This window comes from Klebsiella sp. G-Nf4 (assembly GCF_002810615.1).
Classification (GTDB): Bacteria; Pseudomonadota; Gammaproteobacteria; order Enterobacterales; family Enterobacteriaceae; genus Klebsiella; species Klebsiella variicola.
Map to the genome: position 1 here is coordinate 272,712 of NZ_PION01000004.1, position 12,561 is coordinate 285,272.

At 60.9% G+C, this 12,561-nt stretch carries 15 protein-coding genes; 12 read left to right on the forward strand and 3 right to left on the reverse strand.

Annotated features, from left to right (window positions below; all coding sequences use genetic code 11):
- Positions 1-30: 30 nt before the first annotated feature.
- Positions 31-159 carry a hypothetical protein gene (locus tag CWM57_RS27640; protein ID WP_165784182.1) on the reverse strand — a complete coding sequence of 43 codons (129 nt, stop codon included), beginning with the start codon at positions 157-159 and terminating at the stop codon, positions 31-33.
- 62 nt (positions 160-221) lie between these two features.
- Here CWM57_RS27640 and eat point away from each other — a divergent pair, with 62 nt between their 5' ends.
- From eat to eutC, 3 genes are read left to right on the forward strand one after another with little or no spacing between them, the layout of a single operon-like run.
- Positions 222-1,601, forward strand: a complete 1,380-nt coding sequence (eat, locus tag CWM57_RS11345; RefSeq protein WP_061155617.1) for an ethanolamine permease — start codon at positions 222-224, stop codon at positions 1,599-1,601.
- Between the two features lie 9 nt (positions 1,602-1,610).
- The gene (locus tag CWM57_RS11350) at positions 1,611-2,999 is read left to right on the forward strand and encodes an ethanolamine ammonia-lyase subunit EutB (protein WP_025713481.1); all 1,389 of its coding nucleotides are present in this window, start codon (positions 1,611-1,613) and stop codon (positions 2,997-2,999) included.
- Positions 2,996-3,772: an ethanolamine ammonia-lyase subunit EutC gene (eutC, locus tag CWM57_RS11355; RefSeq protein WP_064166043.1), complete on the forward strand. Its 777-nt coding sequence runs from the start codon at positions 2,996-2,998 to the stop codon at positions 3,770-3,772. Before CWM57_RS11350 ends, eutC begins: the two co-directional genes overlap by 4 nt.
- A 441-nt stretch (positions 3,773-4,213) precedes the next feature.
- Here eutC and CWM57_RS27645 read toward each other — a convergent pair whose 3' ends face one another.
- A complete protein-coding gene (locus CWM57_RS27645) occupies positions 4,214-4,357 on the reverse strand; it encodes a hypothetical protein (RefSeq protein ID WP_165784183.1) in 144 nt (47 codons plus the stop codon).
- On the opposite strand from CWM57_RS27645, the gene CWM57_RS11360 reads away from it, so the two are divergent.
- From CWM57_RS11360 to CWM57_RS11380, 5 genes are read left to right on the forward strand one after another with little or no spacing between them, the layout of a single operon-like run.
- Positions 4,350-5,456, forward strand: coding sequence for an ABC transporter substrate-binding protein (locus CWM57_RS11360; protein WP_162677948.1), 1,107 nt, complete (start codon positions 4,350-4,352; stop codon positions 5,454-5,456). The genes CWM57_RS27645 and CWM57_RS11360 overlap by 8 nt on opposite strands.
- A gap of 19 nt (positions 5,457-5,475) precedes the next feature.
- Positions 5,476-6,375 carry a branched-chain amino acid ABC transporter permease gene (locus CWM57_RS11365; RefSeq protein ID WP_002890128.1) on the forward strand — a complete coding sequence of 300 codons (900 nt, stop codon included), beginning with the start codon at positions 5,476-5,478 and terminating at the stop codon, positions 6,373-6,375.
- Positions 6,375-7,424 (forward strand): branched-chain amino acid ABC transporter permease, encoded by a 1,050-nt coding sequence (locus tag CWM57_RS11370; RefSeq protein ID WP_008805324.1) that lies wholly within the window; start codon positions 6,375-6,377, stop codon positions 7,422-7,424. Before CWM57_RS11365 ends, CWM57_RS11370 begins: the two co-directional genes overlap by 1 nt.
- A complete protein-coding gene (locus CWM57_RS11375; RefSeq protein ID WP_008805323.1) occupies positions 7,411-8,193 on the forward strand; it encodes an ABC transporter ATP-binding protein in 783 nt (260 codons plus the stop codon). The genes CWM57_RS11370 and CWM57_RS11375 overlap by 14 nt, the downstream gene beginning before the upstream one ends.
- A complete protein-coding gene (locus CWM57_RS11380) occupies positions 8,186-8,881 on the forward strand; it encodes an ABC transporter ATP-binding protein (protein WP_004204908.1) in 696 nt (231 codons plus the stop codon). The genes CWM57_RS11375 and CWM57_RS11380 overlap by 8 nt, the downstream gene beginning before the upstream one ends.
- A gap of 116 nt (positions 8,882-8,997) precedes the next feature.
- Here CWM57_RS11380 and CWM57_RS11385 read toward each other — a convergent pair whose 3' ends face one another.
- A complete protein-coding gene (locus tag CWM57_RS11385; protein ID WP_077274703.1) occupies positions 8,998-9,174 on the reverse strand; it encodes a hypothetical protein in 177 nt (58 codons plus the stop codon).
- A gap of 327 nt (positions 9,175-9,501) precedes the next feature.
- Here CWM57_RS11385 and CWM57_RS11395 point away from each other — a divergent pair, with 327 nt between their 5' ends.
- Genes CWM57_RS11395 through CWM57_RS11410 form a run of 4 tightly spaced genes read left to right on the forward strand, consistent with a single transcriptional unit; the run spans position 9,502 to position 12,559 of the window.
- The gene (locus tag CWM57_RS11395) at positions 9,502-10,311 is read left to right on the forward strand and encodes an ABC transporter substrate-binding protein (RefSeq protein ID WP_002890106.1); all 810 of its coding nucleotides are present in this window, start codon (positions 9,502-9,504) and stop codon (positions 10,309-10,311) included.
- Between the two features lies 1 nt (position 10,312).
- The gene (locus tag CWM57_RS11400) at positions 10,313-11,131 is read left to right on the forward strand and encodes an amino acid ABC transporter ATP-binding protein (protein WP_077268421.1); all 819 of its coding nucleotides are present in this window, start codon (positions 10,313-10,315) and stop codon (positions 11,129-11,131) included.
- On the forward strand, positions 11,128-11,880 hold the full coding sequence (locus tag CWM57_RS11405; protein ID WP_012968860.1) for an amino acid ABC transporter permease: 753 nt from the start codon (positions 11,128-11,130) through the stop codon (positions 11,878-11,880). Before CWM57_RS11400 ends, CWM57_RS11405 begins: the two co-directional genes overlap by 4 nt.
- Positions 11,870-12,559: an amino acid ABC transporter permease gene (locus CWM57_RS11410; protein ID WP_008805320.1), complete on the forward strand. Its 690-nt coding sequence runs from the start codon at positions 11,870-11,872 to the stop codon at positions 12,557-12,559. The genes CWM57_RS11405 and CWM57_RS11410 overlap by 11 nt, the downstream gene beginning before the upstream one ends.
- The last annotated feature ends 2 nt before the right edge of the window (positions 12,560-12,561 follow it).

The following is a 12,561-nucleotide window of genomic DNA, read 5'->3' on the forward strand; positions in this document are numbered from 1 at the left end:
TAGACATCTAAACATCCAAAAGAAGAAGAGTTATACCGTGACGCCGCGGAAAAAGCAAAACCGCTGCACCAGGGCACGCGCCGACAGCGTGCAGCCTGCCCCATTTTTGCGCAGCGCCGGCTGGCGCGCCACGGACTGACGCCTCCTCGCGACAGACAACGTTCTGGCACTCTCTTTGCAGCCTGTCGTTCAGAACCTTTCTATCTGGCGAGGCAACACGTATGACAGAGCAAACCACCACCTTAAAAAGAACGCTCGGCAGTTTTCGTTTATGGGGGATCGCCGTCGGACTGGTGATTTCCGGGGAGTACTTCGGCTGGAGCTACGGCTGGTCACAGGCGGGCACGATGGGGTTTATGGTCGTCGCCCTGGCGGTCGCCGCGATGTACTGCGCCTTTATTTTCAGCTTTACCGAGCTGACCACCGCCATCCCGCACGCTGGCGGCCCTTTCGCCTACGCCTACCGCGCCTTCGGGCCCACCGGCGGCTTTATCGCTGGTTTTGCCACCCTGATTGAATTCGTCTTCGCCCCGCCGGCCATCGCCATGGCCATCGGCGCCTACCTCAACGTGCAGTTTCCGGCGCTGGATCCGAAATGGGTCGCCTGCGGCGCTTACGTGATCTTTATGACGCTCAATATTCTCGGCGTCGGCATTGCCGCCACCTTCGAGCTGATCGTCACCCTGCTGGCCATCTTCGAGTTGCTGGTGTTCATGGGCGTGGTCGCGCCCGGCTTCTCCTGGAGCCACTTCACCACTAACGGCTGGGCGGGCGCGGAAAGCTTCAGCGGCCTGGCGCTGCCGGGGATGTTCGCCGCCATTCCGTTCGCTATCTGGTTCTTCCTCGCCATTGAGGGGGCCTCCATGGCGGCCGAAGAGGCCAAAGATCCGCAGCGCACCATTCCGCGCGCCCTGGGCGGCGGCATTCTGACGCTGACGGTGCTGGCGATCGGCGTGATGGTCTTCGCCGGCGGCGTCGGCGACTGGCGCGCGCTCTCCAATATTAACGATCCGCTGCCCCAGGCGATGAAGACGGTCGTGGGCAATGGCAGCGGCTGGCTGCATATGCTGGTGTGGCTGGGGCTGTTTGGCCTCGTCGCCTCCTTCCACGGGATCATTATGGGCTATTCGCGGCAGATCTACTCCCTCGCCCGCGCCGGCTATCTGCCCGCCGGGCTGGCGACCCTCAACCGCCGCACCCGTACCCCGCATCTGGCGATCCTCGCCGGCGGCGTGGTCGGTATCGCCGCGATCTTCTCCGACTCGCTGATCACCATCAGCGGCATGCCGCTGACCGCCTGTATCGTCACCATGTCGGTATTTGGGGCTATTGTTATGTATATCACTTCCATGGCGGCGCTGTTCAAACTGCGCCGTAGCGAGCCGAAGCTGATCCGTCCGTTCCGCGCCCCGCTCTACCCGCTGGCGCCGGCCTTTGCCCTCGGCATGGCGGTGATCTGCCTGGTAGCGATGGTCTGGTATAACCTGCTGCTGGCGCTGATTTTCGCGGCGATGATGCTCGGCGGCTACCTATGGTTCCGCAAAACCGCAGCAGCCCGTGAACGGGCGCCAGTGGATCCTCAACTGCGCACGGTCTCCTGAGGAGGCGGCATGTATAAAACCACGCTATCGGGCCAGGTATGGCGCTTTGATAGTCTGAAAACGTTGATGGCAAAAGCGTCGCCGGCCCGCTCCGGCGACGCCCTCGCGGGGGTTATCGCCACCTCAGCCGAAGAGCGGATGGCGGCGAAAATGGCCCTCGCCGAGGTGCCGCTGACCGACATTCTCGACAACCCGCTTATCCCTTACGAGCAGGATGAAGTGACCCGCCTGATCCTCGACACCCATGATGCGCAGGGCTTTGCCGCCCTGCGTCACCTGACGGTCGGCGATTTTCGCGACTGGCTGCTGGATGATGCCACCGATACCGCCACGCTGCAGCGGGTCGCCCGCGCCATCACCCCGGAGATGGCGGCGGCGGTCAGTAAGCTGATGCGCAATCAGGATCTGATCCTTGCCGCCAGCAAATGCCAGGTGGTGACGCGCTTTCGCAACACCATCGGCCTGCCCGGCCACCTCAGCGTGCGCCTGCAGCCCAACCATCCCACCGACGATCTGAAAGGCATCGCCGCCAGTATGCTCGACGGGCTGCTGTACGGCGCCGGGGACGCGGTGATTGGCATCAACCCGGCCAGCGACAGCTTACCGGTGCTGGCGCAGCTGAACGTCATGCTGGACGATATTATTCAGCGCTTCGCCATTCCCACCCAGTCCTGCATTCTGACCCATGTCACCAATACGCTGCAGCTGATTGAGCGCGGCGCACCGGTGGATCTGGTGTTTCAGTCGGTAGCCGGAACCGAAGCGGCCAACAGCGGCTTCGGCATCAATCTTGCCATGCTGCAGGAGGCCCGCGAGGCGGCCCTCAGCCTCAGGCGCGGTACCCTCGGCAACAATGTGATGTATTTTGAGACCGGCCAGGGAAGCTGCCTGTCGGCCAACGCCCACCACGGCGTCGACCAGCAGACCTGTGAGGCGCGGGCCTACGCGGTCGCCCGCCACTTTGAACCGCTACTGGTCAATACCGTGGTCGGCTTTATCGGTCCGGAGTATCTCTACGACGGCAAGCAGATTATTCGCGCCGGGCTGGAGGATCATTTCTGCGGCAAGCTGATGGGCCTGCCGATCGGCTGCGACGTCTGCTATACCAACCACGCGGAAGCGGATCAGGATGATATGGACACCCTGCTCACCTTGCTGTGCACCGCCGGGCTCACCTTCCTGATCGGCGTGCCTGGAGCGGACGATATCATGCTCAATTACCAGAGCACCTCGTTCCATGACGCGCTGTACGCCCGTCGCCTGCTGGGCTTAAAGCATGCCCCGGAGTTCGCCGACTGGCTGGCGAAGATGCAGATTATCGATCCGCACGGCGCGCTGCGGCTCACCGACGCCCGCCATCCGCTGTTGTCCGTCCTGCCGCAAGGAGCCCCCGTATGAACCGTCCCGATGCCTGGAACCCGCTGCGTGAATTTACCGATGCGCGGATCGCCCTGGGGCGCAGCGGCGCCAGCCTGCCGACCCGCGAAGTCCTCAACTTTGGTCTGGCCCACGCCAGAGCGCGGGATGCCATTCATCAGCCGTTCGCCAGCCAGCAGCTGGTGGCGCCGCTGGCGGCGCTCGGCCTCGACGCCCTGACGGTGCACAGCGCCGCGCCGGACCGTCACACCTATCTGCGGCGTCCGGATCTCGGGCGGCAGCTCGCCGACGAAAGCCGCGCCGACCTCGCCGCCAGCGGCGTCCGCCCCGCCGATCTGCTGCTGGTGATCGGCGATGGCCTCTCTTCCTGGGCGGTAGAGCGCCAGGCGGTGCCATTGATCCGCGCCCTGCTGCCCTATCTGCAGACGCTGGGTATCGGCCTGGCGCCGGTAGTGCTGGCGCATCAGTCGCGGGTGGCGCTGGGGGATGATATTGGCGAAACCCTGAAAGCCCGCGCGGTGGCGATCCTGATTGGCGAACGACCGGGTCTCTCCTCGCCGGACAGCCTCGGCGTCTACCTTACCTGGCAGCCCCATCGTCAGCGTCTGGAATCTGAGCGCAACTGTATCTCCAATATTCGTCCGGAGGGATTAAGCCATGACGCCGCCGCCTTTAAACTGGCCTGGCTGCTGGAGCAGGCTTTTTTACGCCGCGTCACCGGCGTGCAGTTAAAAGATGAAAGTGATAATCCAGCGCTGCATGGGAAAATAAAACCGTTGACCCCTTTAAAATAATAAGTCACGTGAGCAGCAGAATAGATTTTCAATATGACCTGGCGCACCTGAATATTATATTCGGGTGCGCGCTGAAATTGCCCGGCGACGCTTCGCTTGCGCGGGCCTGCGCAAACCGTTCAACCGGTTTATATGGCCTATTTCCCAGACTGGGTAAGGCGTCAGCCGCCCGCCGATAAAATGCGTTCACCGTACCAAAAACCGTGTTGTCGCCAGCCCTATGCCCTTCCCTGCAGGTAATAAGAATATTGCATGAGTAAAAACGAAACGGACGTTGTAAGGTAAATCAGCGCATTAACAATATCCGTCATATTTCAAGTTGCATGTGCGTTGGCGGCGTTTTCTCCCCCCAGTCACTGACTTCTGTAAGCGCCTGGGGACTCGCTCACTTGCCGCCTTCATGCGACGCGAATTATTTAGGGTATATATCTCGTTATCTATTCAACATAACAGCCAATAATTCGCCGGACACGCTGGCGAATTATTCGTCAATGTTATGCAGTCATTGATGGTTAAAGATAAATAATCGACCGACGGAGAAATACCAATGAAATCGTTTTCCGGGAAAGCGTCTTTAATGGCCACGCTGGTTGCCGCGCTGGTCGGCGCCAGCAGCGCGCAGGCAGCGGAAATTAAAATCGGGGTGGTATTACCCCTGAGCGGCGCCCTCAGCGGCTACGGCCAGCCGTCGCAGAAAGGGCTGGACATTATTCAAGCCATCACCCCGACGTTAAAAAATGGCGATACCATTAAGCTTATCGTTATCGATGATAAAAGCGACAAAGTCGAAGCGGCCAACGCCATGCAGCGGCTGGTCTCCAGCGATAAAGTGGATGCCGTGATCGGTGAAGTCACCTCCTCCAACACCCTGGCGATGACCAAAATCGCCGACGACAGCAAAACGCCGCTGGTCTCCTCCACCGCCACCAACGACCGCGTCACCCGTAACCATCCGTACGTCAGCCGGGTCTGCTTCTCGGACAGCTTCCAGGGGGTGGTCGGGGCCAATCTGGCCTCCCGCGATCTGAAAGCCAAAACCGCCGCCATCGTGTTTGACAGCAGCAACGACTACTCCGTCGGCCTGGCGAAAGCGTTCCGCACCCAGTTCCTGAAAAACGGCGGCACCATTCCCATCGAGGTACAGGCCCCGGGCGGCAGCAAGGACTTTAAAGCCCAGCTGGCGAGCGTCAAGGCGAAGAATGTCGACATGATTTACATGCCGATCTACTACACCGAAGGGGCGCTGATTGCCGTGCAGTCTAAACAACTGGGGCTCAACAAACCGGTGGTAGGCGGCGACGGTCTGGCCGCGGATCAGGTCTTCTTCGATGTCGGTAAAGACGCGGTCAACGGCTATATGACCACCGATTATTACTCGCCGAACGCCAAAGAGCAGACCCCGGCCGGGGAAACCTTCATCAAAGCCTGGGAAACCAAATACCAGCAGCCGACCCATACCTGGGGCGCAATGGCGGCGGATGCCTATAACGTCATCGTCAACGCCATGAACCAGTGCAGCGATCCCCATGATCGGGTCTGCGTGAATGAAAAAATCCGCGCCACCAAAGGTTTCCAGGGCGTGACCGGCACGCTGACGTTACAGAACGGCGATGCCATTCGCAGCGCGGTCATCAACGAAGTGAAAGATGGCAAGCTGGCGTTTCGTACCGTGGTTAACCCTTAAGTTGTGACGAGGCTACAAAATGGACGGCGCCATTTTTCTCCAGCAAGTGGTCAATGGAATGAGTCTTGGGGGCATGTACGCCCTGATTGCCATCGGTTATACGATGGTTTATGGCGTGCTACGGCTGATCAACTTCGCCCATGCGGACGTCATGATGGTCGGCGCGTTTAGTACGCTGTTTTTATTTTCTTCAGTTGGGCTACCCTTCGGGGTAGCCGTTTTCCTGACCCTCGGGCTGTGCGGTCTGTTTGGTATGCTGATTGACCGGGTCGCCTATCGTCCGCTGCGCCAGGCCTCGAAAATCTCCATGCTGATCACCGCCATCGGCGTCAGCTTCTTCCTCGAAAACCTGTTTAACGTGCTGTTCGGCGGCAGCTCACGCTTCTTCTCCGCCCCTGACTTTTTCAACCAGACCCGCGCCTTCGGCAGCGTCATCATTACCAACGTGGCGTGGATTGTGCCGCTGATCACCGTCCTGCTGCTGCTGGCGATCCTCTGGCTGCTGTACCGCACCCGCTATGGGATGGCGATCCGCGCGGTGGCCTTTGACGTCAACACCGTGCGCCTGATGGGCATTGACGCCAACCGGATCATCTCCCTGGTCTTCGCCCTCGGCAGTAGTCTCGCGGCGCTCGGCGGCGTGTTCTACTCCATCAGCTACCCCACTATCGATCCCCTGATGGGCGTGCTTATCGGCCTGAAGGCCTTTGCCGCCGCCGTGCTGGGTGGGATCGGCAGCGTCACCGGCGCGGTGCTGGGCGGCTTTATCCTCGGTTTTACCGAGGTGGTCGCCGTGGCGATCTTCCCCGAACTGGGCGGCTATAAAGACGCTTTCGCCTTCCTGTTCTTGATTCTGGTCCTCTTGTTCCGCCCGGTCGGCATTATGGGCGACGAACGTCTGGAAAGGAGCCGTTTCTGATGCTCAACGCGACGACGACCGCCGGGGCGCAACTGCGCAACCTGGCCATTATTGTCATCTGTATCGCGCTGCTGGCCGGAATCAACGTGGTTTTCAATGACTACATTGTTCGCGTCATCAGTACCATTTTCATCTTTATGATCCTCGCGGTCAGCTACAACCTGATCAACGGCGTGACCGGCCAGCTGTCGCTGGAGCCGAACGGCTTCGTGGCAGTGGGCGCCTACGTGACCGCCCTGCTGATCCTCTCCAGCGACAGCAAGGTAGACATGTTTGAAATGGCCGCCCCCAGCCCGTGGATCCTCAGCCTGCACGCGGGCTTCCTCCCTGCCCTGCTGATAAGCGGCCTGTGCGCGGCGGCGCTGGCGGTGTGCCTCGCCGTACCGGTCTTCCGGGTACGTGGCGACTACCTGGCCATCGTCACCCTCGGCTTTGGGTTTATCATCAAGATCCTCGCCATTAACAACCCGCAAATCACCAACGGCGCCATCGGGCTGAACGATATTCCGCAGCAGCCGCATCTCCTGTTCTGGTGCGGGCTGTTCGCCCTGCTGGCCACTGGCATGATCCTCCAGCTGGTGTGGTCGAAGTATGGCCGGATGATGAAAGCCATTCGCGACGATGAAGATGCGGCGATCGCCATGGGGGTCAACACCTTCCGCATCAAAACCTGCGCCTTCGCCACCAGCGCCTTCTTCGAAGGGATCGGCGGCGGTCTGCTGGCTTCGCTGCTGACCACCATTTCCCCGGGGCTGTTCGACTTTATGCTCACCTTCCAGCTGCTGATTATTATCGTCCTCGGCGGACTCGGCAGCACTACCGGCGCCCTGCTCGGCACCGTACTGGTGGTCGGCAGCGGCGAATGGCTGCGCTTCCTCGACCAGCCGCTGCAGTTCTTCGGTCACGATCTCGGCGCGTATCCGGGCCTGCGAATGGTGGTCTTCTCGCTGCTGTTGCTGATCATCATGCTCTTCGCCCGCGAAGGGCTGTTGGGGAAAAAAGAGATTTGGCAGATGGGAAGAAGGAACAGCAGCTATGGCGGAAAATAACGTTATCCTGCAGGTGCAGGACGTCACCATGCAGTTTGGCGGCCTGCGGGCCATCGACAACGTCAGCTTCCATGTTGATGAAGCGGAGATCTTTGGTCTTATCGGCCCCAACGGCGCGGGCAAAACCACTTTGTTTAACGTCATCACCGCCAACTATAAACCCACCAGCGGCAACGTCACCCTGGCGGGTACGTCGCTGAAGGGGCTGAAGCCCAACCAGGTGGTGAACGCCGGGATCGCCCGTACCTTCCAGAATATCCGTCTGTTTAACTCCATGACGGTGCTGGAGAACGTGATGGTCGGACTCGACCGCGCCAGCCGCTACTCGCTGCTGGAGGCGGCGCTGCATATTGGCCGCTACTTTCCGGCCGAGCGGGCGGCGAAAGCCAAAGCCATGGCCATTCTGGAGGACATCGGCATCGCCCACTTCGCCCATATGCAGGCCACAAACCTGAGCTATGGCAACCAGCGCAAAGTGGAGATCGCCCGCGCGCTGGCCACCGCGCCGAAGCTGCTGCTGCTCGATGAGCCGGCCGCCGGGATGAACCCGAAGGAGACCGAGGATCTGGCAGAACTTATCTTCCGCATGCGCCATGACTATCAGCTCAGCGTCCTGCTGATTGAGCACGATATGCCCTTCGTCAACCGCCTGTGCGAGCGGGTGATGGTCCTGGAGTACGGTAAGCCGCTGTTCAGCGGCCTGATGGCCGAGGCGATCCAGCATCCTGACGTCATTTCCGCTTATCTGGGAGAAGCCAATTATGCTTAACGCCCGGGAACTTAAGGTCTTTTACGGCGTGATCCAGGGGCTGAAAGGCGTTGATATCGACGTCTATGACCGGGAAATCGTCACCCTGATCGGCAGCAATGGCGCCGGTAAAACCTCCACCCTGAACGGGATCGTCAACCTGGTGCGCTCCAGTGGGCGCGTCAGCTTCCTCAACGACGATATCTCACGTAGCCAGACCCACCAGATTGTGCGCCGCGGGCTGGCGCTGGTGCCGGAGGGACGCCGGGTCTTTACCAACCTGACCATCGAAGAGAACCTGCGCATGGGCGCTTACAATAATCTCGCCGGCTACACCCGCCTGCGCGATCGCATGTATGCCCTCTTTCCACGGCTCAAGGAGCGGCGCCATCAGATGGCGGGCACCATGAGCGGCGGCGAGCAGCAGATGCTGGCCATCGCCCGGGCGCTGATGAGCGAACCGGTGTTATTGATGCTGGATGAACCGAGCCTCGGACTGGCGCCGAAAATTGTCGGCGAGCTGTTCGGCATCATTAAGCAACTGCGCGAAGAGAATATGACGGTGCTGCTGGTGGAGCAGAATGCGACGGCAGCGCTGGCTATCGCCGATCGGGCGTATGTCCTGGAGAATGGCCGGATCACCTTGTCAGGCGCGGCGCGGGAGATGCTGACTAACCCGGAAATTAAGCGGATGTATCTGGGGGGATAAGCGTGGTCAAAACTGCCTGGGCTGCGGCGGCGCATCCTATGATGCCGCAACCTCAGGCAGTCTCTTGCTACACAAAGCACACCTCGTTCCAGTAGGCTTCTCGCGTCCTGCGTCGCTCAGTATGTCTTATCATGACGGAACCACCGGGTTTCCACGTTGCCAATGTCCACGCCGTAGAGGCTGGCCACCGGCAGTATCGCCTCCATGACGCGCTGGGTATCCTGCTGTCCGGCTTCACCGTTGGACATCAAAGCCAGCCAGCCCGTTAATCGTTGCCACAATGCCACTTTCATTTTCTCCTCTGTCGGGAAGCGAATCGCTTGGGTCTATTTCAACCACAGTTGGCCGGGCGCGGGAAATATTAATTCCGAATTTGCAATCCTGGCTGGCGCATATTACGCCCGGTCCTTTCCCCTCACCCTAACCCTCTCCCTGAGGGAGAGGGAACCGCCCGGCAATCGTTGCCGCGCCGGTAAAACGCCAGCGGCGCATAAAGAATACCCACAGGTTTGTTAAGTTCTTTTTCGTTATAGATAAGAATTTTTTCTTCTTTGCCGCCGACGGGGAATTTGTGGGAGCGTGATGTCCACAAAACAAAACAGGGATTCAGGGGAAAAAACATGCGCAATAAAACCACAAAAATTGCACTGGCGCTGGGTATGCTGCTGCTTGCGTCTCAGGCACAGGCAGACCAGCTGGCTGACATCAAAGCCGCCGGCGTCGTGAAAGTCGCCACCTTCGACGCCAACCCGCCGTTCGGCTCCGTGGATGCTAAAACCCACCATATCGTCGGCTACGATGTCGACTTTGCCCAGGCGCTGGCGAAAGCGCTCGGCGTCAAACTCGAGCTGGTGGCGACGAACCCGGCTAACCGTATTCCGCTGCTGCAGTCCGGCAAAGCCGACCTCATCGTCGCCGACATAACCATCACCCCGGAGCGGGCCCAGGTTATTGATTTCTCAACGCCGTATTTCGTCACCGGCCAGCAGTTCCTCGTGCCGGCCGGTTCTCCGGATAAGCTCGATGAGTACAGCAAAGCGCGCATCGGCGCGGTGAAAGGCACCACCGGCGAACAGGCCCTGCACCAGCGTTTCCCGCAGGCTCGCGTTCTCTCCTATGACGATATTCCGCTGGCCCTGACCGCCCTGCGCAACGGCAACGTCCAGGCCATCACCCAGGACAGCACCATCCTCGCCGGTCTGCTGGCGGAAGCGCCGGATAAAGCCAAGTTTAAAATTCTGCCCGACCTGCTCAGCAAAGAAGAGATTGGCGTGGGCGTGAAGAAAGGCGAACCGGCCCTGCTGAAAGCCGTTAACGATGAGCTGGTGAAGCTGGAGAAAACCGGCGAAGCCGCGAAAATCTATGATGTCTGGTTTGGTCCTGCCACTAAAACGCCGCAGCCGCGCGCCTTTACCATAGAAGCGAAATAATATGTTCTCGGGTTTACTCTCCCACTCCGCGGCCCCGGCCGCGGATTTTTCACGTCTGCAGCGCGCCAGCATTACGTTTCGTGATGTGGCCAAGCGCTACGGCGATCATCAGGTGCTAAACGCCATCAACCTGCAGGTCGAACCCGGCGAAGTGGTGGCGATCCTTGGCCCTTCCGGTTCGGGAAAATCGACGCTGATCCGCTTGATCAACCAGCTCGAATCCTTAAGCGGCGGCGAGATCCTGATCGACGATAAACCGACCAGCCGGCTGAGCGGCAGCGCCTTGCGCCAGCTGCGCAGCCGCGTCGGTTTTGTCTTCCAGCAGTTCAACCTTTACGCCCACCTGACGGCGCAGGAGAACATCACTCTGGCGCTGGAGCGCGTCCACGGCTGGGGGAAAAGTGCGGCTCAGGAGCGGGCGCTGGCGCTGCTGCGCCAGGTCGGACTGGAAGAAAAAGCGCAGCAGATGCCGGCGCAGCTCTCCGGCGGCCAGCAGCAGCGGGTGGCGATCGCCCGCGCCCTGGCCTCCTCGCCGCAGATTATCCTGTTCGATGAGCCCACCTCGGCGCTCGACCCGGAGATGATCGGCGAAGTGCTGCAGGTGATGAAAACCCTCGCCCACAGCGGGATCACCATGCTGGTGGTGACTCATGAGATGCAGTTTGCCCGCGAAATTGCCGACCGGGTGGTGTTTATCGACGGCGGCGACATTCTCGAGGTCGCCCCGCCGGCTGAGTTTTTCGCCCATCCGCAGCATGCCCGCGCACGGCGTTTTCTGCAGAAGGTGCTGGATCCGCTGCACCAGGAGAGCCTCGCGTGACGCCGATGCTTGACTGGCACGGCGTCCTGAGCGGGCAGCCGTTGCAATGGATTATCTCTGGTTTTCTCACCACCGTCTGGGTCAGCGTCGCCGGGATCCTGCTCGCCACCTTGCTGGCGGTCCTGCTGCTGGCCCTGCGCCTCGGCGGCGGCCGCGCGGGGCGCGGACTGGTGGCCGCGTGGGTCTCGTTGTTTCGCAATACCCCGCTGCTGGTCCAGCTGCTGTTCTGGTACTTTGCCGCCTGGAATCTGCTGCCGCTGGCGGTGAAGGAGGTGGTGAACGACGAACACGCCTGGTCCATTCTGCCGGGTAACGTCTGGTGGCTGACGCCGGAATTTCTCTGCTCAATGTGGGGGCTGGGGGTCTTTACCTCCGCCTTTCTGGTGGAAGAGATCGCCTCCGGACTGCGCGCCGTCAGCCACGGGCAGCGGGAAGCCGCGCTGTCGCAGGGCTTTACGCCGTGGCAGGAGCTGCGCTTTATCCTCCTGCCGCAGGGGCTGGCCAACGCCTGGCAGCCGATTGTCGGCCAGTATCTTAACCTGATGAAACTCTCATCGCTGGCCAGCGGCATCGGCTTTGCGGAACTGACCTATCAGGTACGACAGATTGAGAGCTATAACGCGCACGCGCTGGAGGCGTTTGCCGTCGGTACCGCGCTGTACCTGGCGCTGGGGGTGGCGATGGGCGTGGCGCTAACGCGTCTCGGCCCGGGAAGAAAACTGCAACGGAGCGCCCAACATGAACGCTAATCTGGCGGTGATCGCCGATAACCTCGATTACCTGCTGTGGGGCCGACTGGCGGAGGGCCAGCCCGGCGGCGTGGCGCTGACCCTGCTGATGGCCATCGGCGCCACCCTGCTGGCGCTGCCGGGAGGCATTGCGCTGGCGGGCCTGGCCTGGCGCTACGGCGGGCTGGTGCGGCGTCTGCTGTTTCTGTGGGCGGAGATTATTCGCGGCATCCCGCTGATATTTGTCATCTTCTGGCTGTGGTATCTGCTGCCGATGCTGACCGGCGGCGATCTGCCCGGCGCGGTGACCGTGACCCTGGCGCTGGCGTGGTTTACCGCCGCCTCGGTGATGCACTCAGTGCTGGCCGGGCTGCAGTCGCTGCCGAAAGGACAGTATGAGGCGGCGCTGACCCAGGGGTTCGCCCCCGGGCAAACGCTGCGCCTGGTGCTGCTCCCGCAGGCGCTGCGCAACGTTCAGCCCTCGCTGGTGGGGATCTTTATCGGCCTGCTGAAAGACACGTCGCTGGCGTTTATCGTCAACGTCCCGGAGCTGACCACCGTGGCCGGCCAGGTCAACAACCGGGTGCAGATCTATCCCCTGGCGATCTTCGTCTTCACCGGCGCGGTGTACTACCTGCTGTGCTGCGGTCTGAGTCTGCTGGCCAGCCGGCGTTTTACCCGCCGCGCGACCGCCGGATAAGG